23 protein-coding genes and 3 tRNA genes are annotated in these 25,780 nt (G+C 42.7%); 11 read left to right on the top strand and 15 right to left on the bottom strand.

Annotated elements, in window-relative coordinates; all coding sequences use genetic code 11:
• Positions 1 to 19 precede the first annotated feature (19 nt).
• The 4 genes from murI to FTU92_RS08760 all read left to right on the top strand — a co-directional run bounded on the left by murI (position 20) and on the right by FTU92_RS08760 (position 3,752).
• The gene (gene murI / locus FTU92_RS08745) at positions 20 to 895 is read left to right on the top strand and encodes a glutamate racemase (protein WP_004975969.1); all 876 of its coding nucleotides are present in this window, start codon (positions 20 to 22) and stop codon (positions 893 to 895) included.
• A gap of 86 nt (positions 896 to 981) precedes the next feature.
• Entirely contained in the window at positions 982 to 2,010 is a 1,029-nt protein-coding gene (locus FTU92_RS08750) for a DUF4062 domain-containing protein (protein ID WP_096901324.1), read from the top strand.
• A 65-nt stretch (positions 2,011 to 2,075) separates the two neighbouring features.
• Positions 2,076 to 3,089 carry a ferrochelatase gene (gene hemH, locus FTU92_RS08755; RefSeq protein ID WP_104852985.1) on the top strand — a complete coding sequence of 338 codons (1,014 nt, stop codon included), beginning with the start codon at positions 2,076 to 2,078 and terminating at the stop codon, positions 3,087 to 3,089.
• 18 nt (positions 3,090 to 3,107) lie between these two features.
• Positions 3,108 to 3,752 carry an MBL fold metallo-hydrolase gene (locus tag FTU92_RS08760; RefSeq protein ID WP_131261085.1) on the top strand — a complete coding sequence of 215 codons (645 nt, stop codon included), beginning with the start codon at positions 3,108 to 3,110 and terminating at the stop codon, positions 3,750 to 3,752.
• A 50-nt stretch (positions 3,753 to 3,802) separates the two neighbouring features.
• Here the strand turns inward: FTU92_RS08760 and FTU92_RS08765 are convergent, their stop codons facing one another.
• The gene (locus tag FTU92_RS08765) at positions 3,803 to 3,982 is read right to left on the bottom strand and encodes a hypothetical protein (protein WP_004975984.1); all 180 of its coding nucleotides are present in this window, start codon (positions 3,980 to 3,982) and stop codon (positions 3,803 to 3,805) included.
• Between the two features lie 204 nt (positions 3,983 to 4,186).
• On the bottom strand, positions 4,187 to 4,360 hold the full coding sequence (locus FTU92_RS08770) for a DNA gyrase inhibitor YacG (protein ID WP_154321096.1): 174 nt from the start codon (positions 4,358 to 4,360) through the stop codon (positions 4,187 to 4,189).
• 86 nt (positions 4,361 to 4,446) lie between these two features.
• Here FTU92_RS08770 and FTU92_RS08775 point away from each other — a divergent pair, with 86 nt between their 5' ends.
• Positions 4,447 to 5,139 carry a tRNA (guanine-N(7)-)-methyltransferase gene (locus FTU92_RS08775; RefSeq protein WP_225543524.1) on the top strand — a complete coding sequence of 231 codons (693 nt, stop codon included), beginning with the start codon at positions 4,447 to 4,449 and terminating at the stop codon, positions 5,137 to 5,139.
• Between the two features lie 6 nt (positions 5,140 to 5,145).
• Complete coding sequence (locus FTU92_RS08780) at positions 5,146 to 6,348, top strand: TIGR03862 family flavoprotein (protein WP_180096103.1); 1,203 nt, start codon at positions 5,146 to 5,148, stop codon at positions 6,346 to 6,348.
• Between the two features lie 6 nt (positions 6,349 to 6,354).
• Here FTU92_RS08780 and FTU92_RS08785 read toward each other — a convergent pair whose 3' ends face one another.
• On the bottom strand, positions 6,355 to 6,909 hold the full coding sequence (locus FTU92_RS08785; RefSeq protein WP_096901318.1) for a hypothetical protein: 555 nt from the start codon (positions 6,907 to 6,909) through the stop codon (positions 6,355 to 6,357).
• Positions 6,910 to 6,923: 14 nt separating this feature from the next.
• Positions 6,924 to 7,700: a class I SAM-dependent methyltransferase gene (locus FTU92_RS08790; RefSeq protein ID WP_167845740.1), complete on the bottom strand. Its 777-nt coding sequence runs from the start codon at positions 7,698 to 7,700 to the stop codon at positions 6,924 to 6,926.
• Positions 7,701 to 7,820: 120 nt separating this feature from the next.
• On the opposite strand from FTU92_RS08790, the gene FTU92_RS08795 reads away from it, so the two are divergent.
• Complete coding sequence (locus tag FTU92_RS08795; protein ID WP_131261080.1) at positions 7,821 to 9,089, top strand: hypothetical protein; 1,269 nt, start codon at positions 7,821 to 7,823, stop codon at positions 9,087 to 9,089.
• 118 nt (positions 9,090 to 9,207) lie between these two features.
• Complete coding sequence (locus FTU92_RS08800) at positions 9,208 to 9,408, top strand: hypothetical protein (protein ID WP_131261079.1); 201 nt, start codon at positions 9,208 to 9,210, stop codon at positions 9,406 to 9,408.
• 66 nt (positions 9,409 to 9,474) lie between these two features.
• Here the strand turns inward: FTU92_RS08800 and FTU92_RS08805 are convergent, their stop codons facing one another.
• From FTU92_RS08805 to glyQ, 5 genes are all read right to left on the bottom strand, one after another.
• Positions 9,475 to 9,990, bottom strand: coding sequence for a hypothetical protein (locus FTU92_RS08805; protein WP_154321091.1), 516 nt, complete (start codon positions 9,988 to 9,990; stop codon positions 9,475 to 9,477).
• A gap of 359 nt (positions 9,991 to 10,349) precedes the next feature.
• Entirely contained in the window at positions 10,350 to 10,739 is a 390-nt protein-coding gene (locus FTU92_RS08810; RefSeq protein WP_004976007.1) for a hypothetical protein, read from the bottom strand.
• A gap of 92 nt (positions 10,740 to 10,831) precedes the next feature.
• Positions 10,832 to 11,917 carry a YaaC family protein gene (locus FTU92_RS08815; RefSeq protein WP_179997395.1) on the bottom strand — a complete coding sequence of 362 codons (1,086 nt, stop codon included), beginning with the start codon at positions 11,915 to 11,917 and terminating at the stop codon, positions 10,832 to 10,834.
• A 70-nt stretch (positions 11,918 to 11,987) separates the two neighbouring features.
• The gene (gene glyS, locus FTU92_RS08820; protein ID WP_179996344.1) at positions 11,988 to 14,057 is read right to left on the bottom strand and encodes a glycine--tRNA ligase subunit beta; all 2,070 of its coding nucleotides are present in this window, start codon (positions 14,055 to 14,057) and stop codon (positions 11,988 to 11,990) included.
• Positions 14,057 to 15,043 carry a glycine--tRNA ligase subunit alpha gene (gene glyQ, locus FTU92_RS08825; protein WP_004976017.1) on the bottom strand — a complete coding sequence of 329 codons (987 nt, stop codon included), beginning with the start codon at positions 15,041 to 15,043 and terminating at the stop codon, positions 14,057 to 14,059. The genes glyS and glyQ overlap by 1 nt, the downstream gene beginning before the upstream one ends.
• A 201-nt stretch (positions 15,044 to 15,244) precedes the next feature.
• Between glyQ and FTU92_RS08830 the strand changes: the two genes are divergently transcribed.
• Complete coding sequence (locus FTU92_RS08830; protein ID WP_131261074.1) at positions 15,245 to 16,348, top strand: HPP family protein; 1,104 nt, start codon at positions 15,245 to 15,247, stop codon at positions 16,346 to 16,348.
• 228 nt (positions 16,349 to 16,576) lie between these two features.
• Here the strand turns inward: FTU92_RS08830 and FTU92_RS08835 are convergent, their stop codons facing one another.
• Complete coding sequence (locus FTU92_RS08835; RefSeq protein ID WP_131261073.1) at positions 16,577 to 16,843, bottom strand: PspC domain-containing protein; 267 nt, start codon at positions 16,841 to 16,843, stop codon at positions 16,577 to 16,579.
• Between the two features lie 318 nt (positions 16,844 to 17,161).
• On the opposite strand from FTU92_RS08835, the gene FTU92_RS08840 reads away from it, so the two are divergent.
• Positions 17,162 to 17,734: a hypothetical protein gene (locus FTU92_RS08840; protein WP_180096105.1), complete on the top strand. Its 573-nt coding sequence runs from the start codon at positions 17,162 to 17,164 to the stop codon at positions 17,732 to 17,734.
• Between the two features lie 261 nt (positions 17,735 to 17,995).
• Here the strand turns inward: FTU92_RS08840 and FTU92_RS08845 are convergent.
• The 5 genes from FTU92_RS08845 to FTU92_RS08865 form a co-directional block, all read right to left on the bottom strand.
• Positions 17,996 to 18,071, bottom strand: a tRNA-Lys gene (locus FTU92_RS08845).
• A gap of 21 nt (positions 18,072 to 18,092) precedes the next feature.
• Positions 18,093 to 18,168, bottom strand: a tRNA-Lys gene (locus tag FTU92_RS08850).
• 52 nt (positions 18,169 to 18,220) lie between these two features.
• A tRNA-Lys gene (locus tag FTU92_RS08855) sits at positions 18,221 to 18,296 on the bottom strand.
• Positions 18,297 to 18,490: 194 nt separating this feature from the next.
• Positions 18,491 to 20,332, bottom strand: coding sequence for a long-chain-acyl-CoA synthetase (locus tag FTU92_RS08860; RefSeq protein WP_131261071.1), 1,842 nt, complete (start codon positions 20,330 to 20,332; stop codon positions 18,491 to 18,493).
• Positions 20,333 to 20,590: 258 nt separating this feature from the next.
• Complete coding sequence (locus FTU92_RS08865; protein WP_180096107.1) at positions 20,591 to 24,019, bottom strand: Rne/Rng family ribonuclease; 3,429 nt, start codon at positions 24,017 to 24,019, stop codon at positions 20,591 to 20,593.
• A gap of 762 nt (positions 24,020 to 24,781) precedes the next feature.
• Here FTU92_RS08865 and FTU92_RS08870 point away from each other — a divergent pair.
• On the top strand, positions 24,782 to 25,744 hold the full coding sequence (locus FTU92_RS08870; protein WP_154321085.1) for an RluA family pseudouridine synthase: 963 nt from the start codon (positions 24,782 to 24,784) through the stop codon (positions 25,742 to 25,744).
• The last annotated feature ends 36 nt before the right edge of the window (positions 25,745 to 25,780 follow it).

Genomic DNA, 25,780 nt, shown 5'->3' on the forward strand with positions numbered 1-25,780 from the left:
TATTGCTGAATCTCTTGCTATGACAGCCATTCATCCTGTTTCTCCCTTAAATCAAGCCATGCCAAAAGCACAAGCCAGTGCGCCAATTGGTATTTTTGATTCGGGCATAGGAGGCTTGTCAGTTGCCATTGAAATTGCAGAATATTTGCCCAATGAGCGCATCCTTTATTATGCCGATACTGCACATGTGCCGTATGGCCCACGTGATGATCAAAATATTCGAGAACTCACTGCAGCTGCAATCGAATGGTTATATCGACAAGGTTGTAAAGTTGCGGTCGTGGCGTGTAATACTGCTTCTGCTTTTAGTCTAGATTATCTGCGCGATCATTACGGCGAAGATTTTCCCATTATTGGTTTAGTGCCTGCTTTAAAGCCTGCCGTATTAAATAGCCAAAGCAAAACTGTGGCTGTACTTGCGACGCCTGCGACTTTTCGCGGACAACTTATTAAAGATGTGATGCAGCGTTTTGCGATTCCTGCTCAAGTGCAAGTCTTGAATGTCACCAATCTAGATTTAGTGCCTTTTGTTGAGCAAGGGGCGCAAATGAGTGAGGCATGTTTAAGTTCCTTACAGCAGAGTTTGCAACCTGTGGTCGATCAGGGCGCGGACTATTTGGTGCTCGGTTGTACCCATTATCCTTTCCTAAAACCTGCGATTGAGTCCATTTTTGGTCAGAAACTGACATTAATTGACTCAGGAATTGCCGTTGCGCGTCAAACTTCCCGCATTTTAATTAAAAATGAGTTATTATTTGAACAAAGTTTGGCAGATACTTTACAAATTGCGTGTTATGTCAGCGGGAACAATGCAGAACAATTAAAGCCCGTGTTGCAGCATCTTATTCCAGGCAATATTTCTTGGAGTATCGCAAATGTGAGTACTGTGGACTGACTTTAAGATAATTTTTTTATGATTGGGGAAAGGCATTACAAGTAGACGGTGACCGACTTGTAATGGCAATAGGAGAGGGGAAACCAATGCTCGATAAGCGCTATCAGGTCTTTATCTCGACGTCTGGGGCAGATATGCAGCCAGAACGAGTGATCTTGGCACAAACATTGGTGGGAATGGGTTTTTTTTCGTGGGGTTTAGAACAACGTACCCCACTCAGCACTGCATTTGCACGCCGTCAAATTGATGATTGTGATTATGTGGTGATTCTATTGGGCAGCCAGTACGGTGAGCAATCGGTGTCGGGCGTGGGGTATATGCATTTAGAGTATATTTATGCAGTCACCAAGCAAAAGCCGATCATTGTATTTATGCACGAAGACCCAGATTCACGTGATTCATCTTTACATGATGAAAAACCTGAATTGCGTGAAAAATTCAAAGAGTTCCGTAAATTATTACAACAAGAAGTCGATCAGGTGTTTAGCTACCGCACTCTGCGTGATTTAGAGCTTGCTGTCCGCTTTAATATGTCGCAAATGCTAGAGCGTTATCCGACTTCTGGTTGGGTGCGCCCGCAAAATACACAAGCTTTGCATGATGAAATTGAACGTTTAAAAAGTAAGTTACGTCAGCTGGAAACCGATGTGGGACAGCGCGAAGCAGACCCGTTTCTAAGCGTATCTAAAGTGTCGATGAATGAATCATATCGTTTTGAATATCGCATGCATGCCTATCAGGATGGTAACTTTAGAGAGCTGAAAGTTGAGCGAAGTTTAAGTTGGGCGCAGTTGTTGGCAATTTTAGGCAATACTTTTATTCATCCAACCCCTGAAGAATATTTTTCGAAACGCATGAATGAATATTTGAATGAAACTGGTTTGGAGGATGCACGTCGGATCATGCCACGTGCGCATGCAGTTGCACGTGCCCAAATCAATATTCGGGCCTTGCATCAGATTAAAATGCAAATGCGTCAAAATGACTGGATTGTGCAGGCGGGGCGTGATGATCGTCAGCGGATGTTGTGGCAAACCACGGCAAAAGCGCAAAAACTTTTAGAGAGCAATTTGCTAGATACCGATCGGGTTTATTCATTTAAAACACCGTATTAATCTCTCAATACAGAGTGAAAAAACTGTTAAAGTAGTCGGGCTCAATCATCAGACACGAGGGCTGGATGTTGTCTACAGCAAAACCCAAAGTAACCGTTCTTTTAGCCAATTTAGGTACGCCTGATGAACCGACTGCAGCAGCGGTTCGCCGTTTTTTAAAGCAGTTTTTGTCTGATCAGCGCGTGATTGAAATTCCAAAACCGATTTGGCAAATCATTTTGAACTTATTCATTTTGCCATTTCGTCCTAAGCGTGTTGCACATGCTTATGCCATGGTCTGGCAGCAAGATTCACCGATGCGGGAAATTTTGTTGCAACAGGTTGATGCTTTAAAACAGCAGTTATTGCCGCTATATCCTGAGTTTGAATTGAATATTCTACCGGTAATGACCTATGGCAATCCGGGTATTCAACAGGCTTTGGCAGCTTTGAGTCAAAATCCTCAAGATCACGTGATTTTGTTCCCTTTATTTCCACAATATTCGGCAACTTCGACTGCACCTTTATATGATGCCGTTGCCAAATGGGTGCCACAGCAGCGTAATTTGCCGGGCTTATCCATCATTCGTGATTATTATCAGCATCCTTTATACATTCAGGCGTTGGCGCAAAGTGTGCGTGAATTTCAAGCCGAGCATGGTGTGGCAGAAAAATTATTGATGTCGTTTCATGGCATTCCACAGCCGTATGCCGATAAGGGTGATCCGTATGCAGAGCGTTGTCGGATCACGGCCAAATTGCTTGCCGATGCTTTAAATTTAAATGATGATCAGTGGGCAATTAGCTTCCAGTCACGTTTTGGCAAACAAGAATGGGTCAAACCCTATACCGATGTCTTACTTGAAGAATGGGGACAGCAGGGCGTGAAGTCGGTGCAAATTATGAGTCCTGCTTTTTCTGCAGATTGTTTGGAAACGCTAGAAGAATTGGCAATTCAAAACGCAGAATTGTTTTTACAAGCAGGTGGCAAAGAATATGCCTATATTCCTGCACTGAATACCCGTGCCGATCATTTGGATTTGCTCAAACATTTACTTCAAGCTAATCTTGATGCTGTAAAGCTTAACCTAAGCCATTAATTTTTGAGGTTCGCCACCATGTTGCAAGTCAAAATTGTTCCCGTCACCGCTTTTCAGCAAAACTGCTCGATTGTGTGGGATGCAGAAAGCAAAGAAGCAATTTTGATTGATGCAGGCGGTGAGCCTGAAAAGCTGAAAGCCGAAGTTGAAGCGTTGGGTTTAACGGTGAAAGCTTTGTGGCTCACTCATGGACATTTAGACCATGCGGGGGCTGTTGGTGCGTTGCAACATTACTGGAATGTTCCTGTGATTGGTCCACAGAAAGAAGATGCTTTTTGGTTAGATCAACTGCAAGAAGTGTCTGCACGTTATGGTTTTCCTATCCCTGAACAAGTCACGGTTACACAGTGGTTAGAGGGTGGTGAAGTGCTGCAATTGGGTCAAGAAAGCTTTGAAGTGCGTTATGCACCAGGGCATACCCCAGGCCATGTGATGTTTTATAATGCAAAATATGGCGTCTTGTGGACAGGCGATGTGCTATTTAAAGGCTCGATTGGACGCACCGATTTTCCACGTGGGAATCATCAACAATTATTAGATTCAATTCAGCGCGAGTGTTTTAGTTTGCCCGATGACACTCAGTTTATTTCGGGGCATGGTCCCATCAGTACCATTGGATTTGAAAAACAGAACAACCCTTTTGTGGCGGGGCAAGCAGGTTAAAAGCAGTGTGTATTTATGCTTTAAGAAAAAGTCAGCAGTCGCTGACTTTTTTATTTGCGAAAGGGATTATTCAGCATTTGTTTGCTTTCAATTGCAAACAGCATTGTGAAAATTGTCAGTAAGATGCCTATGCACAGCATGAGTAAATCATGCGCGTACAGTCCAAAGCCTAAACTGCTGGTAGAGAGTAAAATACACAGCATTACAATTCCTTTTAACATGATTTCCATGGTGAAATGTTCCTAGGTTATTTTTTGCTTTCTTTATTGTTATGTGCAGTGACGGAGTCACGAATAGTGCAAAGTATAACCTGTGCTAATTCTGCTGAAAGCAATTATAGAACAACTAAATTTTGAATAATTTTTCTAAAAATGTGAAAAATTCCATGAAACTATGTGTAGTTTTAGGCAATATTTGGCGTGGAAATTTATTGCTTATTCCTCAGAGTTTTCTGCTTGCGGAGCATCTTGGGTGGGTAAACGATACTCGTCATTTGCCCATGCGCCTAAATCAATGAGCTTGCAACGCTCAGAACAAAATGGACGAAAAGGATTGTCTTCCCATTGTGTAGCTTCGCCACAACGTGGGCAAGGGAAAGTACGTGGCATGATCAACTCCAAATGAAAAATGCAGGATTGGATTAGGCAAATAGCACCTGACTTGATAGACTTGTGCCGAATTTTGTAAGTTTGATCTGATTATGCCAATTCGTCAATTTCAAGCACAGCGTATGCATGCCCCTCGTGATTTTCAAGCCATTGCCAATGAATCGGTTTGTGTGGAAATTGGGGCCGGAAAAGGTAAACACGCCCTATTGTTTAGCGGGCAGCATCCTGAGCACAAGTTGATTGCAATTGAGCGCACCCGTGAAAAATTTTTGGCGATGCAAAAACAGCATCAGCTTGAAGGTCAGCAGAACTTACAGATTGTTCATGCCGATGCGATTCCATGGATTGTGCATGCTTTATTTCCTGCTCAAGTCGAGCAATTCTTTATTTTATATCCGAATCCAGAACCGCATAATGCCACCCAGCGTTGGTTGAATATGCCGTTTTTTGAGTTTTTATTGTCACGCTTAAAAGCAGGTGGCAGCATTACTTTGGTGAGTAATATTCCTGAATATATTGCAGAAGCACAGCAACAGCTGATTGAAGTGTGGAAGTTGCCATTTATTCAGCAGGATGTTCCAGTAGATTCAGCACGCACTCACTTTGAAATCAAATATTTAGCACGTGGCGAGCGTTGTCAGGAACTGTTGATCACCAAACCAGTAGCTTATACAACCCGTTTTGATGATTTTCAGCCTTTGCAAGGACAGCAGCTGACTTTAACACCTGCTGCAGTTGAGGCGAAAGTTTCTGCAGACTCAAGTGCAACAACTGAGTAAACAGGCATGAAACAGCGCATTGTAATTATAGGAGCAGGGCCAGCAGGGCTAATGGCTGCCGAAGTGCTGAGTCAGTATGCCTATGATGTGCATGTCTATGAGCAGAAACCTTCAGCGGCACGTAAGTTTTTGATGGCAGGTAAAACGGGGCTGAATATTTCACATGCCGAACCGATTGCACAATTTATTCAGCGTTATGATCGGGCGGAATGGTTGGCGCCGTGGATTCAACAATGGGATGCGGCTTGGATTCAAAACTGGATGCAGGGTTTAGGTATTCAGTCTTATGTAGGTTCATCGGGGCGAATTTTTCCACAAGAAATGAAAGCCGCACCTTTGCTACGCGCATGGTTAAAACGCTTGGTTGATGCAGGCGTGCAGTTTCATTATCGGCATCAGGTATGTGATTTAAAGAACAATCAACTCAGTATTCAAAATCTAAGTACAGCGCAAGTTGAACAACAGCAGTTTGCCGCTATTGTGATGGCATGTGGAGCAGTGTCGTGGTCAAAATTAGGTAGTGATGGTGCATGGCAGCGTTGGTTATCTGCCAATGAAATTCAGCCTTTTCAAGCCAGTAATGCAGGGGTGGAATGTCACTGGTCTAACTATATGCAGCCAGTTTTTGGACAACCTTTAAAACGTGTGCAAGCATGGGTGAAAGGCGCTGAAGCGAGCATGGGCGATATTGTGATTAGCCATTATGGTTTGGAAAGTGGCTTAATTTATAAGCAAGGGCGAGCATTGCGACAGTTGCAGCACGCTCAACAACCGCTGCAGTTACAACTCGATTTGCTACCCGATTTAACCGTTGAGCAACTCTACCAAAAGTTGCAACCTTCCAAAAAACAGTCTGTAAGCAATATTTGGCGTAAGGCAGGTTTGGATGCCGTGAAGTCTGCAGTCGTGCGTGAGTTGGTGGATAAAGCCCTTTGGCAGCAACCTATGCAATTGGCGCAGCAGATTAAAAATTTAACGGTGCCTTTAAAGGGTTTTCGTCCTATTGAAGAAGCAATTAGCTGTGCGGGCGGAGTCAAACGTGAGGTTTTATCTGCACAATTGCAGTTAAATTCCAATCCACACGTTTTTCTCTGTGGTGAAATGCTGGATTGGGATGCGCCAACGGGCGGCTATTTGCTGACAGCCTGTTTTGCTACAGGACGCGCTGCCGCTGAAGGAGTGCATCAGTATTTACAGCAGCGTCCGTAAAACACGTTATTCATCAAGTTGTGGATATTGCCCACGCCAATGTTCTAGTTGTTGCTGCGCCTGTAGCAAGTCTGCTAAGCCTTGCTGACGTTGTTCTTTACTGACAGGATAAGGTGCAGAAGTTGTATTTTGAGTTGCTAGATATTGCGCTTGCTGTTCCCAATAATGACTCATTAGGCCTTGAATATAACGCCCTTGCGGTGTCTTTAAATCCAGTTCTTTGAGCATACTCAAGGCAGATTGAATGTTGTCCTGCAGGCGATTTTGTGCAAATGCAGCATCGAGTTGTTGGCTTTCATGCAAGCGTTCTAACTCATCTTCCAAATCATTGCTCATTTGGTCATGGCGTTGTTCATAATCCATCAGCAATTGAATATCATGCGGGTCATCCGCAGTCATTTCAAAGGGCTGAATCGCGGCTTGCTCGACCTGAGTTTGCATGATTTGATCTTCAGGGCTGAGTTTGTCTGCATGTTCTACTTTGCTGCGCTCGCAAGCGCTGAGGGAGAACGCCAAAAAAATTGTTAAGGGAGCAATCGCGTGTTTAAAGGTTATTTGCATTTATTTGCTCCCTCTCATTCAACTTTTTGATAGACATACAAATGTGTGCAATAGGGAAATTCAATTTCATCTTGCACATGCTTATTCGTATATTCTAATACTAATTGTTCAAATTGTGTTTTGAGTTGTTGTTGCTGTTCAGTTGGCATTGCAGCAATGAAACTGGTCGAAAGCAAACGCTTAGACACGACTTGTTCAACTGTACCAACATGCGTGTGATGAAATTTCTGCTCGTGAGTAAGTTGGAATAAATCTGTATCGGCAAATACCTGACGCCAGTCCTGATTGTGAAAACGCGGTGTATCGCCCTCAAAAGGCAAAATCATCTTTGCCAGTGCATTGACCCAATTGACTGAAATATCACGTTGATTCCAAATTAACAGCAAATGACCTTGCGGTTTTAAGATTCGGTGAATTTCCTTTAAACTTTGCAGATTGGCAAACCAATGAAAAGATTGCGCACAGCTCACCAAATCTGCACATTGATCGTGCAGTGGTAATTGCTCACTTCGTGCTTGAATTGTCTTAACTTGTGGGTAAAGTTGTTCTAATTCGGCTAACATGCTGGCAATCGGATCTACCGCTATAAGCTGAGTTGTCAGTTTGAGCAAATGTGGCAGGAACTTTCCTGTGCCAGAACCCAAGTCTACAATATTGCTATTAAGTGGAACTTGGAGCTGATCTTGCAGGAAAACATCGACTTCTTGCGGGTAACTGGGACGAACTTGTTGATATAGGTTTGCCCCTAAAGCAAAACCTTGTTGTGCGGCAGGATGTAGAGATTGTGTCATATTTTGCGATTTTTAATCTGCTGTGCATCTATAAAATAACATATTCACTTTTGGACTTGCGTACAGGGTATTCAAGTTTAAAGTAACGGTTTAATTCAGCGCCTTGGCGCCGGTGTGGGAATGGACAAACACATAATTTTTGAAGACGGACATATCCGCGCTATTTTCATGAAAGGCTCATCTCAGGAGCTGATTTTTTCTTTTGGCGATTTAATTACACGGGCCAAAGGAACGTCTATTAATGCCGAAAAATCACTGGAAAAGTTTCATTTTAATGTGATTGGGGTCATGCCTAAGGAAAAATCATGGTTTCCTGAAGCTTCTATGCGTGCCATGTTGGCAGCCATTCAAGACCTGATTGCTCCGTTTAAAATTCGCGTGGGCTATGGCGGCTCAATGGGTGGCTATGCGGCAATTAAATATTCCAATTTGCTGGATTTAAACCGCATTGTGGCTTTGGTGCCGCAATATTCAATTGACCCTGAAGATATTCATGACCCACGCTATAACATGTTTTATCATGCAGACTTAAATGCCAATATGCGCATTCAAGCGCAAGATGTATCGGCACAGCGTGAATATATTGTGGTCTATGACCAATATTATGCTGAAGATCGTGGGCATTATTTAAAAATTCAGCCTTTAATTCCGCATTTACATACCTTACATTTGCCATTTACAGGGCATGATGCAATTGCGATTTTAGCCAACTCTGAATTACTGAATGACTTTTTAACCCATCCTTTTGATGCGCCGTTCTTTTACCAAAAAATTCGCAAGGTGAAAAAAAACAGCAAGTTTTACTATCGTAAAGTGATTGAAAATGTCTTGCCGAACCATCGCTGGTCTTTAGGTCGTATTTTAAAATACAATAACTTACAGCTAGACAGTAACTTTTTTGATGCCAAGTTGAAACAAAACCTGATTCGCTCCTTGCTTAGCAATAAACAGGTCGATCAGCACGATTTAAACAAACTTGGCTTACAAATTCAGTTACCGTATGAAAATCGTAATGTCTTGCTCGACCATTTTGGTCATGGTTTGGTGTTTAACATCATCAGCCAAAAAATTGAGAGCTATGCCGCACATGCAATTGCCTTAAACCATAAATTCCTGATTCCGATTTATGCAAAGGGCAGTGGTTTGGTGCAAATTTATCTGAATGATGAACGCTATTTAATTAGTATGAATGATCGTCATGTCATGAAACTATGCAAAGAACAAGATGCACTTGCTGCAGGCATGCACCCATTAATATTGAAAAAATATAGCGACTATTTTGTGTTGAGCTATAAAGATTTGAACCTGAGCAGTGATGAGTTTGGCGGCAACGACTTTGTGGAAGATTTGCCAGATACTGCCAAATTTACCCTAGAACTGGAACAGTAAGCTGCAAAGTTTGATCCATTATTTAGAAGGTTTAAATTTTAGACACTTGTATTGTTTTGCCATTGGGCTAAGATGATCTTAAAACATGGTTTTGTTGATCATTCCAAGGGTAGTATGTATGACCAAGTTGTTGATGCCTGCTGTGCTTGTTTTGCTGTCCAGTTTCATTTTATCTGCGACTTTGTTTGCAGATGCGCCTGAGCCGAAGGCTTATCTATTTTTTGCTTTAGGTTTGTTGGTATTGTTGGGATTAGGCGCTTATGTATTCCGACAAATTCAAAAATCGATACGCTATCACATGAATAAGCCTGCAGATTAAATGCAGGCTTTTTTATTTGCACTGAGTTGTTTTTATAATTTTGAGCAAACCAATAAATCAAAAAAATTATAGCTTAATCACTTTAATTTCTTCTTCAGTATCTGTACTTGGTGGAGTCTGAGTCTGTGCTTCTTGAGTAGGTGCGGCAATGGTGGCTGCAGGGGCGATATTCTGCGAAGGCGCGCTTAATGGTGCTTGATAGATAGGCACGGCATGATCACTTTGTCCTGTAATCACTTCTTTGGTTTCCTGAATTTTAGTATTTACATTGTTGGCAAGTTGCTGCCCAGTATGTTTGGCTTGAGCCGCACCCTGACTGCCCAATTGTTTGGCGTTGTCTAAAGCTTGATGTGCCGATGGGCGAATTTTTTCAATACCTTTTTCGGTTACTTCACCGACTTTTTGTGCTGCCTGAATCACACCTTCCTGAGTTTTATATGCCCAAACATGTAAGAGGTTTGGATTGTCTGCATAAGGCTGAATTGGTTTATTACTTTGAGTTTGTGCAGCACTACTTTGTGCCCACACCGAAGCACTACTGAACAATAGTCCAATACAAATGCTGATATTGATCTTTTTCATTGTGCTGTGCCTCTTAGGATGCCGAATACTGGTCGTTGAAAGGTTTTGAATGGAATGTACTGCATTGTATAAAGCCTAGATGATCTGCAGTGTTTATTTTTCGCAAGTATGATGTGTTTTTAGGTGAAATTTACAGTGTTTGAGACTTTAAAGTGCTTGAAACTATGGCAGAGTTTCAGACTTAAAGAAGAAGACCCACATAAAATTGTGGGTCTTGTTACTCTGGAGAGTTGTTAAAGCAGGGCAGCAATGGCTACACTGCTTTTATCATCTTAGTTTGAAATATCAAGCGATGCTGTATTTATATTGAAAGTCCAACAATCTTGCTACATCAAGATACATTCAAAGCTGTTTTTAGCTTAGTTGCATTGTGCAAGCGCATCTTTATGAAAATGGTTGCGTAAGGTGATGAAGTTCTTTTGCACAGTTGCATCATGCAAGTCAAAGTGAGTTGCTATGCTAGTCCCATCTTGTGCAAATGTTGCAGAACCAGCTGAAATTAATGCATTGCCTTTAAATGCCCATTGTTCAATAGAACGACCTGCTTGCAGTGTGCCTGTAAATTCGATCACGCATTTATCAATAAATTTTGTGAGTTTGGCGCTGTTATTGACAGTGTCTGGGTAAACTTCAATATTTTTCACTTCTTGTAAAACACCTGCAGTAAGCTGCGGAATAACAGGTGCAGAAGTACACGCACTAAGAGAAAGGCAAGTTAAACCCGATAAAATGAGTGTTTTAAGTTTCATAAGCTCGTTTTCTTGTTGAGTGTTGTTAGGTTGAGTATAGGGAATCTGAAGTGAAATGCCTATAGTATTCTTTGGAGGTGTTTATTCCTGATTTATATAGTACTCATAGGGGTAATAGATGAAAAAGGCATTACGCATTCTTTTTCTAATAAGATAGAACATAATTGATAAAGGAATTGATTGGGTGAAATATTTACAAACTCACTTACTACAGGTCTTAACGTACCCTGCAATAGTTCATTGGCTTCACTAGGTCTGTAACGTGCTACCGTGCCAAGATAAAACATGGATAACAACGTGTAGGATAGATGAGGTAAATCAGCTGCTTTTAAATCAACATAATAGCGGTAGCCTGTGTTGGTTAGGATTGGCGTAATGTCAAATTGACAATACTCTTTTAAGATATTTTGATAGATTGTATTTGTATTTTCTCTTGTATATGATTTTCTGTATTTAGATCTATATACAATTTTTCCTTCACGAGGGAATCCATCTTTAAAATAATTAAGTCGTTTCTCCTTGAGAAACTTAGTTATATCCACTTTTGTTTTTTGTTCATTATCAATTATCACTTCAGTAAATAATTTATTGTGTTCTGAATTGGTTAGAATCTCTACATTAATGGGTAAAAGTTTTCTTTTATTTATTAAGTTTAAGCTATGACAGAGGCTGTGAATTTCAGGAATATTTGTTACAGCTTGACGAAAGTTTATGTTTAATGGGTGATTAATTTTTTTACCAAGTATTTCTGAAAATATAGCAAATATGTTCACGCCTTCATTGGTTTTAGGTTTTACCTGAATTACTCCTTCAGTGCCAAGAGGTAAGTTTAAGCCATGATGCTCATGAACTGTTTCAAGCTCAATTTTGTTATAAGAAAGGAAGCATTTAACTAAGTTGAGCATTCCATAGTATAAAAGAGTGGCTCTTGTAGGCAGTAAGACACTATTAGCTGCTTTGTAAAAGGACTCTGCAAGAGAAGAAAAATATAATGCACGTTCGAGAAAAACTTTATTTTCACCACGGCTTTTTGATATTTTTTGTTGGAGATGTGAGTTAATTAACGACCATGGATCACTAGTTAATATTTGTTGATCACCAGCGTTTAAATTTGCAAAAGAAAATCTTAATTTATTATATTTAAATAGAGCTATTTCACCCTTTTCTAACTTACTCATTTTTACCCACATAAATAAAACCCCACTAATTTATAGCGGGGTTTCTTTTAATTTACAAGTAATTAAGACTTTAGTGCTGCAACACACTTACATCTGCAACACGTGTAAATAAATCACGTAACTGCGCGAGTAAACGTAAGCGGTTGGCTTTCAACTCAGCATCATCTGCCATCACCATGACACTGTCAAAGAAGGCATCAATAGGCGCACGTAATGCAGCCAATTGAGAAAGTGCAGTGGTGTAGTCTTTTGCTGCCAATAATGGCTCAACCACAGGTGTGATTTTTGCAAGTTCAGCGAATAATGCTTTTTCTGCATCTTCTACCAAGTTTACTTCAACGACAGTACCTTCAGGCGCGGTTTCTTTGGCTAAAATGTTGGCAACACGCTTGTTTGCAGCAGCCAATGCAGCCGCTTCAGGCAAGGCACGGAAGTGATTTACTGCATTCACACGCTTATCAAAATCTAGTGGAGATTTTGGTGATAAAGCTTGAACGGCTTGAATCACATCTACCGCAACACCTTGATCTTCGTATTTCGCACGGTAACGACCTTCAAGGAATGCGACTGCATCTGCCAAAGTCTTGTCGTGGTCTTTCAAGACATCACCATAAGCAGCCAAGGCTAGTTTAATTAAGTCTTCAATTGAAACATCTAAACCGTTTTCTGTTACAAGGCGCAAAATACCAATCGCAGAACGACGCAATGCAAATGGGTCTTTAGAACCTGTCGGTGCTTGACCAATACCAAAAATACCTGTGAGCGTGTCTAAACGGTCTGCAAGGGCAATCGTCGTGCCTGTTTTGGTTTTAGGAAGCACATCACCCGCAAATTTAGGTAAGTATTGTTCACCCAGTGCTTCTGCAACTTCGTCATTTTCACCTTCAAGACGTGCGTAGTAAGTTCCCGCAATCCCTTGAAGTTCTGGGAATTCACCCACCAATTCAGAGGTTAAGTCGCATTTTGCAAGTAAAGCAGCTTTTTCTGCATCTTGCGGATTTGCACCCGTAATTGGCGCCAAAGCAACAGCCAGTTTGGCAATGCGTTCAGACTTGTTCCAAAGTGTGCCCAATTGCGCTTGGAAAACCATGTTGGCCAATTTTTCTTTGCGTGATGCAAGTGGTTGTTTTTGGTCTTGCAAGAAGAAGAATTCAGCATCAGACAAACGTGGGCGCACCACTTTTTCATTACCTTCAATAATTTGAGTCGGGTCTTTAGACTCAATGTTTGAAACGGTAATGAAGTAAGGCTGTAATTTGTTTTCAGCATTCACCAGACAGAAATACTTCTGGTTATCCTGCATGGTAGTGATCAGGGCTTCTTGAGGAACGGCAAGGAAGCGTTCTTCAAAGCTGGCACGTAAAGCTACCGGCCATTCAACCAGTGCAGTGACTTCGTCACGTAGATCCGCAGGAACAATTGCAATCGCATTCACTTCATCCGCTAATGCTTTTACTTGCTGATCAATGATCGCTTGACGCTCTTCAAAAGAAGCGACAACGTGCGCTGCTTTTAACTTCTCAAGGTATTCATCTGCATGTGCAAGGGTGATTGCTTCAGGTGCATGGAAACGATGTCCATAAGTGACATTACCTGCCTGATGGTCTTGAATCGTTGCTTCAATTACTTGATGATCTTTAAGTAAAACGACCCATTTTACTGGGCGCACAAATTCAGTACGGCTTGCAGCAGAACGCATACGTTTTGCAATTGGCAGGTTGTCCAATGCTGTTTGTAAAATGTGTGGCAATAACGCATCAAGGCTTTGACCTTTCACGTCTTTTAAGTAGCACACTTTTTCAACTTTACCTGCTTGGAATGTAGATACTTGATCTACAGTAATGCCTTGACCGCGCATAAAGCCTTCAAGGGCTTTGGTTGGTTTGCCTTCGGCATCGTAAGCAGCTTGAACAGCAGGGCCGTCAAAGCGTTTTTGTGTGTCTGCTTGTGCGGCATCAACATTAGCAATTTTAAGTGCCAAGCGACGTGGTGCTGCATAGGCTTCAATTGCATCAAAAGCCAAGCCTGCATCTTTTAAACCTTTTTCAGTTTCTGCAAGTAGTGCATCACGTAAGGTTTTTAAGCTTTTCGGTGGGAGTTCTTCGCAACCGAGTTCAAATAAAACTGTATGTTTAGACATTATTTGCTTTCCTCAGTATTTTGCGCTTTGGCTTCCGCTTCAACCTGTGCTTTTAATTGTGCCAAGACTTCATCACGTAAATGTGGTTCAGCCATTGGGAAGCCTAATTTTGCACGTGCAGCCACATAACTTTGTGCAATAGAACGTGCCAAAGTACGGACACGTAAAATATAACGCTGACGCTCAGTCACAGAAATTGCACCGCGCGCATCCAAGAGGTTAAAGCAGTGAGATGCTTTAATCACTTGCTCATAAGCAGGTAGCGGTAATTCTGCTGCAATTAAACGGCTCGCTTCTACTTCATAGAAGTCAAACAGTTCAAACATTTTTTCTACAGGTGCGTATTCAAAGTTATAGGTCGATTGTTCAACTTCGTTTTGATGGAACACATCGCCATACGTTACAGTACCAAACTGTCCTTTAGTCCAAACCAAGTCGTAAACTGAGTCTACACCTTGCAAGTACATTGCCAGACGTTCAAGACCGTAGGTGATTTCGCCTGTTACAGGGTAGCACTCAACACCACCGACTTGCTGGAAGTAAGTAAACTGAGTCACTTCCATGCCGTTTAGCCATACTTCCCAACCCAAGCCCCAAGCGCCAAGAGTTGGAGATTCCCAGTTATCTTCTACAAAGCGAATGTCATGCACCAATGGGTCAATTCCAATTGCTTTTAAAGAATCTAAATACAACTGTTGAATGTTGTCTGGGTTTGGTTTCAGCACCACCTGAAATTGATAGTAGTGTTGTAAGCGGTTCGGGTTTTCGCCATAACGACCATCTTTAGGACGACGAGATGGTTGTACATACGCCGCGTTCCATGTTTCTGGACCTAAAGCACGTAGGAAAGTGGCAGTGTGGAATGTCCCTGCACCCATTTCCATATCGTAAGGTTGTAAAACGACGCAGCCCTGCTCCGCCCAGTAGTTTTGTAAGGCAAGAATTAAGCCTTGAAAGGTATCAATATGCGATATGGCGCGACTCATGGTCATCCACTTAAAATTAGAGAAAAATTGTGCTCAATTATAAGGATTTTGCGGGGTGCTGGCAAAGGTTAAAGCACAACTAGCGGTTGGTTGTTTGGGGTTTTACAAATTCACTGATAAATGAAAGATATAAAACAAATACATCTTACTGAATGATTGCCTTATAATCTTGTCCAATTGTCACCACTGGATTGCCTGCCCGTGTTTCATTCACAACTTGATTGGCTGAATACGCTGAAACCCAATTTTAAAGTATTGCCGTTAAAAGAACGCCTACTTTGTGGTTTGGGCGCATTATTGGGTTTGGCATTATCTTCCCTGATCAGTTGGTGGGTGTTGGGCGATATTAACGCATGGTATATCGCGCCAATGGGTGCATCTTCGGTATTGTTGTTTGCTGTGCCTGCCAGTCCTTTGGCGCAGCCGTGGAATATTGTAGTTGGGAACAGTATTGCAGCAATTATGGGCGTGAGCTGTGCTTTATATATTCCAAATTTAACCGAAGCCTTTAGTGTGGCTGTGGCTTTATCTATTTTCTTGATGATGACCACCGATTCGCTGCATCCACCGAGTGGAGCAGTGGCCATTACCGCAGTGCTTGGCGGAGATGCCGTGCGTGAGCTGGGTTATCACTTCATCTTTTATCCTGTGCTGCTTAATTCAGTTTTGCTGATGGTGATTGCAATTGTATTTAACCGCATGATTGGCAAGCCTTATCCTCAAACGCCACAGTTGAATCAACGTACCCAAGACCCAACGCCTACTCAAAAAGCCACTATTCAGCCGCAAGATATTCAAGATGTTTTAGATGCACAAACCCAGTTGCTAGATATTAGTGAATACGACTTACAAAAAATCATTTTAGAAGCGCAACACAAAGCCAGTGAACGACAAACTCAAGCACTGACTTGTGCCGATATTATGAGTAAAGATGTGGTCAGTTTGCAGCAAGATGAGGATATTCACAGTGCTTTAGAAAAATTCAAACACATGAATTTAATGAGTTTACCTGTCATTGATACAGAGCAACATTTGGTTGGAACTTTGGCGCTGTATGAAGTAGTGGAATGGTTTAAACACGCAACAGATTTGCCGTATAGCTGGAAACATCAAGTGAAACATATCATGTTACGCCAAGTGGTCACGGTGCAACCGCAACAGAGTATTCAAGACCTTGTGCCGTACTTTGTCGAGCGCTCTTTTAACTACATTCCTGTGGTAGAGCAGCAGCGTTTGGTGGGGATCATTAGCCGTGCCGATATGATTGCCGTCTTGAATCAACAGCTTGCTGTAAAGACCAATTAATAGACTCGCATTGTCGATGTGTATTCAACACGACTCAATCCTGAAATGCTGTGACTTTTAAAATATATTGCAGGTTGAAAGGCAAAAAAAAGCTACGATGCTTGGGGGAGCAATCGTAGCGAAAAAGAAGAAAGTTGTGTGAATAGGGTGGTGTCTACAAGTGAATCGGTAAATGATTCAAGCCTATGAATCTTTAAATATGGTCAGTCTTTAAAATTTCAATACCGTTTATCGGTCTTGATCAGGATTGACCGTGCGCACAGGTCTTGTGTAGCCCTGAGTATAGTTTGTTGTATTCGACTGGTTTTGTTTAGGGATCACCAACCACAACACCAAATACACCAAAATGCCAGGAAAGGCAGCGCTCATCACGGAAACAATCACAAAAATTAAGCGCAGTAAATTTGCGTTCCAACCAAAACGTTCAGCAATACCACCCATGACCCCAGCAATCATATTTGAGCGGTTAGAGCGATATAAACCAACATTGGCCATCTAATTCTCCTTAAGAGATCTAAAATTCAAAATAAATACATGCCGATGTTTAGCTTCACAGCACATCATCTGTATATAGAATAAAAATGGTGATGCACTTGGGTTTTTAAAGGGCGGTGAGCAAGGCAATTAGTAAAGTTATGTAACTTTTGGTGTTGCTTAAACCAGCATCCACCTAAAATATCAGAGAGAAGCGATGGGCAGAGTAAGCGCTTGACCACAAAGGATTGAGGAAAAGCATGCCTTACATTGAGCTGTCTATTCGGTGGTTTGAATAGGACTGAATACTCGGTCTGGTCACTCTATATGAGGGATAGTGTGTCGGCTAAATTAAATATTTGCGCAGTTTCTATATGGAGTGCAGTGGCATTGCTTGGATGCGATGATTCACAACTTGAGCAAGCTGCAGTGCAAAAATATACAGAACAGGTAGAAACCAAAAGACTGACTGAAGTGGCAGGGCAGGCAACCGCACCCATACAAACGGCTGCAACAGAACATCATATTCCCGAAAATCATCTGACTTATGTGGGACGCTATACTATTCAGATTAGCTGTGAAGATAAGTTTGTTATGTGCGAAAGCGGAAAAGTCGATTATATTTTGACCTTATTGCCTGATGGGACAGCGCATCGTATTTTTGTCAATGCGGGGCAAATCAGTTACGACAATAAAAAAAAATACCGCAAAGATTTATGGTTCTATGATGAAGACGCGCATCAAATTGTGGTGGCACGCGCCTCTGGGGTGAACTTTTACTATAATGTTGATCAAGACCATAATTTAATTATGGATAAAAACAAAATTGCGATTGCAACAGAAAATAATCGTGAATACTTTAAAAGCAATCCCTTACCTTCGCAAAACTATCATTTAATCAGAGCAAGTTAATTATTCGCTCATTCAATTCTTAGCCCATTCGTGAAAAACTTTTGGGCTTTTGTTTTTTTACATCAAGTTTTTATTTGGGATGTGTAAAGTATGATTTATCAATGATGGCACATCGTCTACAACTGAATTGAGCAAGGTGTAGTGGATAAAAGTGTTAGTCAAACAGGGCAGAATACGGGAATTCTATAGTAAATTACGAAACTGCACGATCCACAGAACAGTGCTGTGATGACTGGTAATTTAAAGATTTTTTAGAAGGAATGGTGGGTCGTCCGCGATTCGAACGCGGGACCAACGGATTAAAAGTCCGCTGCTCTACCGACTGAGCTAACGACCCATCTAAGGTTGATCAAGGAAATGGTGGGTCGTCCGCGATTCGAACGCGGGACCAACGGATTAAAAGTCCGCTGCTCTACCGACTGAGCTAACGACCCAGAGGAGTAAAAATGACGATGATCATTTTTAAAGTATCAACCTTGAAGAAGATGGTGGGTCGTCCGCGATTCGAACGCGGGACCAACGGATTAAAAGTCCGCTGCTCTACCGACTGAGCTAACGACCCTGAACCAGCAATCAAGCAGGCTTGATTGTGAAGTGCAAGAAAAACCAGAGGGTTTTAAGCACCACTTCGTTTGATGGAGCGTATTGTAGCAAGATATGAAGCGAGCGCAAGTAAAAAATAAAAAAGTTGCCTATGTTTGATTATAAATGCAACAAATTTGTCGTATCTAATCAAAAAATAGGCAACCTGGTGGCTTAGAAGCGATATTGATACTGTTGAATATTGTCGTAAATTTCTTGGGTCAGTTCGCAATAAGCAGATTGGTTTGGCAATAACACCAGAATTTTTTCATCACACTGTTTTAAATCAAAACCTTGAGTTTTCAGGGTGTTCTTCTGATATTTAAATGTACCTGTGGTTTGCATTTGCTTTTGAATGCGTAAAAAAACGGGTACTGCATAAGCGGGCATTGCTTTTTTAAACTCCACCAGCATTTGACGCAAGTCTTGTTCATCTAACTGGCAGCCTTCGTTTAAGGTAATCGCAGCCATACCTGCACGACCATTGGTATGTGGGATTTCAACGCCATACACGACAGCTTCAGCAATTTTTTCATAGTCACTGACAATGTTTTCTACTTCTGTGGTGGATACGTTCTCACCTTTCCAGCGGAAGGTATCACCTAAACGATCAACAAACTGGGCGTGACGGAAGCCAATGTCGCGGACTAAATCGCCCGTGTTAAAATAGGCATCGCCTTGTTTAAACACGTTTTGCATCATCACCGCCTTGTTTTTTTCAGGGTCGGTGTAGCCATCAAACGGTGAGCGACGGGTGATTTTTCCAATCAATAAGCCGACTTCGCCTTTTTTGACTTTCATGCATTTGCCTTTGGCATCGCGTACGGGTTCATTTTTTTCTTTATCAAACTGAATGACCGCATAAGGTGTCGGTGAAAAACCAACCGTGTTGTCAAAGTTAAACACATTGCTAAAGCCGACGTTGCCTTCGCTAGACGCATACAGTTCCAGAATTTCCTGAACGCCAAAGCGTGTTTTGAATTTGCTCCAAATATTAGGACGCATGCCATTGCCAATCATTTTGGTCACACGATGCCCACGCTCTAAATCAGAAGCAGGCGCATCCATTAAATAACGGCACAATTCGCCCACATAGCCAATCGCAGAGGCATTGAATTTGTGTACATCTTGCCAGAAGCATGAAGTGGAGTATTTTCTACGGATGGCAAAGGTGGCACTGCCTGCAATTACGCCACACCAGCACACCACAATACCTGTGGCATGGTACAGCGGCAGAGTGCAGTACATCACATCATCCTGATTTAAACCCAAGACATGACCATAGGTACCATAAGCCAACGTCCAACGGCTATTGGTGAAAATCACCGCTTTAGGCAAGCCTGTTGTACCTGAGGTATAGATATAAAACAGCCCATCTTTGCCCTGTACCGACTGTGTGGTGGCAGGATTAAAGCTTGGGAATGATGCAATGCATTGCGCTAAATTTTGAAAACCTTCAGGCGCAGTGCCGGCATCGGTACGGGTATTTTGATCTGCAAACCAATACAGACGATTTTCTGCAAGCTCAAGTTCTTGGCGAATATCGGCAATGGCTTGGCGACATTCTTCCCCCACAATCACGGCAATTGGTTTGACTAAATTGATGCTGTGCGCCAAAACTTTGGCGACTTGTGCGGTATTGACCAAAGCCGCGATAACGCCAATTTTTGCCAAGCCAATGACACTGGCAATTAATTCAGGGCGATTTTCCAACATCACCGCAATGACATCACCTTTGCGTGCGCCAATGCTTAAATAGTAATGTGCAATTTGGTTAGCCCATGCGTTGAGCTGCAAATAGCTGTACTGCTGATCTTCAAACATCAAGGCACAACCATGCGGGTTACGATGCACGGCTTTTTCAAACGCAAGACCTAAGCCTGCAGGCGTATTGGGTGTGCGTAAATAGGCTTGCTTTAACCCTGTGATCAGGTGGGGCACTTTAGTCATAAACTGCGGAATTTTTGCCGCAACATCCGTTAAGCCAATTAAATCGCTTTTTGTCATCTGGTACATAAGAATCCTGTTTTTGTCATCATCCGTTGCATCTGCAAAGCATCGCGTCTTATTGTTTTGTAATCCCTTAGTCCTAGTGCAATCAACCTAATTTTTAGCTTTGACTGATGTTTTTATAAAAGCTGTTAAAAATCAAAAACACCTAACACCAAATTAACTTGCTTAAATTTAAGTCACCACTGCATTTGCTCTAAAGTAGCAAAAAAAATCCAGTCATTAAAATGACTGGATTTTTTTATTCCGCTGCAAAAGTGCGAATTAAGACTCAGTTGGCGGAGTTACTTTTTTAGGTGGACGACCACGTGGGCGACGCGGACGTGCAGTTTTCTCTTTTTCTGCTTTGTCCTGTTCAGATTCAGCAGTTTCGACTGGGTCATCTACTGCTAATTCCACTTGTACAGGTGCGACCACTTCAACGGCAGTTTCTTCTTGCGCTGCTGCAGTTTCAGTGACAGTTTGTGCAAGGTCGTCTTGCGCGTTCAACTCTGGCTGAGTAGCTTCAGTTGTAGCCTCTACTTCAGGGTTTACTTCTGTAGTTGCTTCGACTTCTGTGCTTAGCGCTACAGACGTTTCTGCAGTAGAGTTTGCTTCTACAGATGCGTCGGTAGTTGCCACAACGTCAGTCGTTGGCTCTGCTGCAGGTGTGCTTTCTGCTTCAGCTTTTTCTACTGCCTGTGCTTGCTTGGCTTGTTCCAAGGCTTGCTCAGCAGCTTGTTTGGCTAAACGACGACGCTCACGCGGATCGTTGGCAACACGCTTATCTGACACAGGTTTTGGTGGAGTCAGATCTAACACAGGTGCAGGTTCTGCTTCAGGAGCAGCTTTGGCAACTTCCACATCACGTGTGACAGGTTTTTTCTCTGCCACAGGCGCAGCTGTTGCAAGCGTTGCCGCATATTCATCGGTGAACTTTTGCAAAGCACGATTGAACGTTGGAATTAAACCAAACTGTTCAATCAGGACTGAGCAATCTTCACCATAGACGTGGCGAATCAGACTACCAATGCTGTATTGCGCTAAAGTTGGCACCTGTGAAGGCGTTAACTTTGGTGCAGCTGCTTGCTGTGCTTGAACTTCACGTTGCTGACGACGACGCTGACGCGGGTCATTGCTGGCACGTTTTGCAGGCGCAGTCGGTTGTGCTTGTACTTCCGCAGGTGCAGCTGTTTCTTCTGCAACAACTGGAGCAGCTTCTACCGCAGCAACAGCTTGAGTTGGTTCAGCAACCGTTTCAGGCACAGTTGCTTCTACTGCTGTGACTGGTTCAGCCGCTAATGGCGCAGCATTCAATGCCACAATTTCAGTTTGAGCCTGATCGACATTCACCACCAAAGCCGTCGTGTTGAACTCTTGACGCGGTGCATCAATTAAGTCCACTTTCGGCTGATTAGAAGCCACTGCGGTAGGTGCTTGCTCATTCAATACGCTTGGGTCGCGGTGACGATTTGGGCGTTCTGGACGAGGCTGGTTACGACGGTCACGACGTGGCACGGCATTTTGCTGCTCATTGTTGTTTTGAGCTTCTTGCTGCTGCGGTGCTTGGTCATTGTTGTGCTGACGACGAGAGTTGCGTTTGTTTTCACGCGCTTCTTGACGTTGCTCCTGACGCGACATTTGAACCACTTCTTCATGCACTTGATGTTGTTGATTGTCGTGCTGAGTTTGCGGCTCACGTTGCTCTTTGTGCTTGTTATTGTTGTTGCTGTGACGCGGCTTTTTGTTGTTGTGACGCGGAGCAGGTTTGTCTTCACGTTCAGCAGATTTATCTGCAGAGTCACGTTCAGTTTTTTGTGCCACTGTCGATGGTGCAAGGTACACATTTTGACTGCTTGCAGCAGGGGCAGCAGATGCAGTTGCAATTTGACCAAACTGACCACGGCTCACAGCACCGCTATTCACCATTTGCTCGATGGCTGCTGCTGCATTGTTGGCACTACGTGCTTGATCAATGGTGCTGGCTTGCTTTTGAACAAACAGGTTTTCTAACCAGGCACATGGGCTTGCAGTAGTTGTTGCTGCCGCAGGTGCAGGCTGCTGTTGTGCAGATGCTTTATTTTGCTGTGCTGCTTGTGGTTTTCTTGCAGAGGTTTTTTCAGCCGCAGGTGCAGCAGCGTGGCTGTGCGATTGATCTGCTTCTTCTAAATGCCATTCAGAAGATTCATAACCCAACTCTTTTTCGCTTGAACGAGTTGCTTCAGTACGTTCATAGCTGGTTGGTGCAAAGCCTTCAGGATTATACGAAATTTCGTAATGCGGGGTTTCTAAGTGTGGGTGAGGTAATACAGTCACACGCACATTTGAAGTTTGCTCAAGGTAAACCAGACTGTGACGTTTTTCATTCAGTAAGAATGCTGCAATTTCAACAGGTACTTCGACTTGAACTTCACCATGACGTTCACGCAGGGCAATTTCTTCCACTTTACGCATAATTGAAAGTGAAAGAGAGCGTAGGTCACGTACCATGCCTGTACCGTGACAGCGTGGGCAAACGTAACCAGTCGCTTCTTCAAGTGATGGACGTAAGCGCTGACGGCTCATTTCCATTAAACCAAAACGTGATAATTGACCAAATTGAATACGTGCGCGGTCACTTTGTGTTGCTTCACGAAGTTTGGCTTCAACCATACGTTGGTTGCGGTCTTTGGTCATGTCGATAAAGTCGATGACCACCAAACCACCGATGTCGCGTAAACGCAATTGACGCGCAATTTCTTCGGCAGCTTCAAGGTTGGTATTAAGCGCAGTATCTTCAACATCTTGACCACGGGTAGACTTAGCCGAGTTGATGTCAATTGAAACTAATGCTTCAGTTTGGTCAATGACAATTGAGCCGCCTGAAGGCAATTTAACTTCACGCTCATAAGCTGTTTGAATTTGGCTTTCGATACCAAAATGCGCGAATAGCGGCTCATTTAAAGTATAGGTTTTTAGCTTGTCTAACTGACGTGGCATCACGGCTTTTACGAAGTTATAGGCTTCGTTATAAGCTTGTTCTGAGTCAATTAAAATTTCGGCAACATCATCACGTAAGTAGTCACGAATCGCACGTGTCACCACACCTGCTTCTTGGTGTACCAACATTGGCGATGGGCCAGAGCTTGCGGTGTTTTGAATTTGCGCCCAAAGGTCAAGCAAGTGTTGTAAATCAAGCTGTAATTCTTCTTGTGAACGACCAATGCCCGCAGTACGTACAATCACGCTCATGCCGCGTGGCACGTTTAAAGATGCCAACATTTCTTTGAGTTCTTCACGCACAGAACCTGAAATTTGACGACTGATACCGCCACCTTTCGGGTTATTTGGCATAAGCACTAAATAACGACCAGCCAAAGAAATGAAGGTAGAGAGCGCAGCACCTTTGTTGCCACGTTCTTCTTTTTCTACCTGTACCAAAAGCTCAGTGCCTTCAGTGATCAGTTCACGAATATTAGAAGTTTGGCGAGGGTCGGCTTTGTAATAAGAGTTTGCGATTTCACGCATCGACAGGAAGCCTTGGCGACCTGCACCGTATTCAACAAATACGGCTTCTAAAGAAGGTTCTACACGGGTCACATGACCTTTGTAGATATTCGATTTTTTTTGTTCACGGGTACGATTTTCTAAATCGAAATCGTAAAGACGCTGACCAGTGACAAGTGCAACGCGAATTTCTTCGGCATGTGTTGCATTAATCAACATACGTTTCATGGGTGTAACACCTAATAGTGATACACAGCAAAAAATCGCTAGACACGTAGCGAACATCAAGCATCACGGATCAACTGCTCAGATCTCAAAAAAACCAATTGTGGTCTGAGTTTTTTTTACCGGCCTTTTTGTGTGGGGCTGCGGTGTATGATTCACGTATTGATGATGGCAATACGGCTTTAACCTTTAAACGGATAAAGTCACCTGATCGCTTCACTGGCGGACGAGCGGTGTATTGGATGTGTGTAACTTTCACTGTCACATTGCTCGAAGATCATCTCTTCTTTCATAGATAGAGTGTCTTGATACGGAATTATCGTCGTATCTTTACAAATTGTGCAGATCCAATACATCAAACGCTTTAGCCTGAAGTGGTTTTCAGGGTGCGACTAATCTGATGTGTATCAGTTTACGTTTAAAAACCAACTAGAGTTGGCGACATATTTTTTCAGGCAAACTGATTTATGTACCTGAGGTACAATTAAACGCAACAGTTTGCTTTTTTGCCGATATAATAAGCCTTCGGCGTCGGCATAATTCTTTTGGGACCTGCTCGTATGTAGTGGGATGTTGGTTGATTGCTCTATTTCAGAAAAACCTGAAAAGATTCAACGTGAACCCACTGACGATGGTTTCCGTGCGCTGACTATATCAAACCTTGCATCATCTGCCTATGGGCTAAGCTTATGTTTCTTGTGTAAAGCATAGCCTAAATGATCAGTTTTTAATCAATTTTAGTATTTTATTAGGTCTCTTAACTGTATGAATTCTACCCAACAATGGCAAAGTGTCACTTGGTTTGAAGTGGATGAGCATCAAGCGGGTCAACGCATCGATAATTTTTTGTTTAGTCGTTTAAAAGGGGTGCCTAAAAGTCGCATCTATCGTTTGATTCGTGAAGGGCAGGTGCGGGTCAATAAAAAGCGCATTAAAGCAGAAACCAAACTGAATATTGGCGATCAAATTCGTGTGGCGCCGATTCGCTATGAACAAAAAGACGACAGTGCTGCTCCAATTTCAGACAAGGTGGCACAGGGTTTATTGAGCCGTGTGGTTTATGAAGATGAAGGCTTGATGGTGGTGAATAAACCTTCGGGCATTGCAGTCCATGGCGGCAGTGGCGTTGCCTACGGGTTGATTGAAGGCTTACGTGCTGCGACAGGTAAAAAATATTTGGAATTGATTCACCGTATTGACCGTGATACTTCAGGCTTGGTGATGATTTCCAAAAAACGCAGTACCTTAAAAACCCTGCAAGATTTATTGCGCGAACATAAAATCCAAAAAACTTATGCTGCGATTGTCAAAGGGCAGGTGAGTTTGGATCAACAATTGATTGATGCGCCGTTGCATCGTTATGAATTGGCGAATGGCGAACGTCGTGTACGTGTATCTAAAGAAGGTAAAGAGTCTAAAACCCAGTGGAATGTGGCTGAGCGTTTTATGCATGCAAGCTTGGTATATGCTTCGCCGTTGTCAGGACGTACCCATCAAATTCGTGTGCATGGTTTAAGCATTGGGCATCCGTTGGTGGGTGATGATAAATATGGTCATCAAACTGAATATCGGGGTCCTGCGCCACGTCGTTTGTGCTTACATGCCATGCGTTTGGAAATTCCAGGCTATCCTGTGATTGAAGCGCCTTTACCTGAAGATATGCAGAGTTTGGTGGCGCAGTTGAGAGCGCAAAAGGCGGATAAGCCGACGGCGCCACCTGAGTTTTAATTTTTGTAACTCTCTGTTGTGCGATAGCAGCTTGCT

The organism is Acinetobacter sp. YH12205 (genome assembly GCF_013418125.1).
Taxonomy (GTDB): domain Bacteria; phylum Pseudomonadota; class Gammaproteobacteria; order Pseudomonadales; family Moraxellaceae; genus Acinetobacter; species Acinetobacter towneri.

Coding starts and splice junctions, on each gene's coding strand:
- FTU92_RS08785 (WP_096901318.1), bottom strand. CDS start 6,909: ATGCAAATAACCTTTAAACACGCGATTGCTCCCTTAACAATTTTTTTG.
- FTU92_RS08860 (WP_131261071.1), bottom strand. CDS start 20,332: ATGTACCAGATGACAAAAAGCGATTTAATTGGCTTAACGGATGTTGCG.
- FTU92_RS08800 (WP_131261079.1), top strand. CDS start 9,208: ATGACCAAGTTGTTGATGCCTGCTGTGCTTGTTTTGCTGTCCAGTTTC.
- FTU92_RS08750 (WP_096901324.1), top strand. CDS start 982: ATGCTCGATAAGCGCTATCAGGTCTTTATCTCGACGTCTGGGGCAGAT.
- FTU92_RS08770 (WP_154321096.1), bottom strand. CDS start 4,360: ATGCCACGTACTTTCCCTTGCCCACGTTGTGGCGAAGCTACACAATGG.
- FTU92_RS08810 (WP_004976007.1), bottom strand. CDS start 10,739: ATGAAACTTAAAACACTCATTTTATCGGGTTTAACTTGCCTTTCTCTT.
- FTU92_RS08795 (WP_131261080.1), top strand. CDS start 7,821: ATGGACAAACACATAATTTTTGAAGACGGACATATCCGCGCTATTTTC.
- FTU92_RS08805 (WP_154321091.1), bottom strand. CDS start 9,990: ATGAAAAAGATCAATATCAGCATTTGTATTGGACTATTGTTCAGTAGT.
- FTU92_RS08780 (WP_180096103.1), top strand. CDS start 5,146: ATGAAACAGCGCATTGTAATTATAGGAGCAGGGCCAGCAGGGCTAATG.
- glyS (WP_179996344.1), bottom strand. CDS start 14,057: ATGTCTAAACATACAGTTTTATTTGAACTCGGTTGCGAAGAACTCCCA.
- glyQ (WP_004976017.1), bottom strand. CDS start 15,043: ATGAGTCGCGCCATATCGCATATTGATACCTTTCAAGGCTTAATTCTT.
- FTU92_RS08865 (WP_180096107.1), bottom strand. CDS start 24,019: ATGAAACGTATGTTGATTAATGCAACACATGCCGAAGAAATTCGCGTT.
- FTU92_RS08815 (WP_179997395.1), bottom strand. CDS start 11,917: ATGAGTAAGTTAGAAAAGGGTGAAATAGCTCTATTTAAATATAATAAA.
- hemH (WP_104852985.1), top strand. CDS start 2,076: ATGTTGTCTACAGCAAAACCCAAAGTAACCGTTCTTTTAGCCAATTTA.
- FTU92_RS08760 (WP_131261085.1), top strand. CDS start 3,108: ATGTTGCAAGTCAAAATTGTTCCCGTCACCGCTTTTCAGCAAAACTGC.
- murI (WP_004975969.1), top strand. CDS start 20: ATGACAGCCATTCATCCTGTTTCTCCCTTAAATCAAGCCATGCCAAAA.
- FTU92_RS08790 (WP_167845740.1), bottom strand. CDS start 7,700: ATGACACAATCTCTACATCCTGCCGCACAACAAGGTTTTGCTTTAGGG.
- FTU92_RS08835 (WP_131261073.1), bottom strand. CDS start 16,843: ATGGCCAATGTTGGTTTATATCGCTCTAACCGCTCAAATATGATTGCT.
- FTU92_RS08870 (WP_154321085.1), top strand. CDS start 24,782: ATGAATTCTACCCAACAATGGCAAAGTGTCACTTGGTTTGAAGTGGAT.
- FTU92_RS08765 (WP_004975984.1), bottom strand. CDS start 3,982: ATGGAAATCATGTTAAAAGGAATTGTAATGCTGTGTATTTTACTCTCT.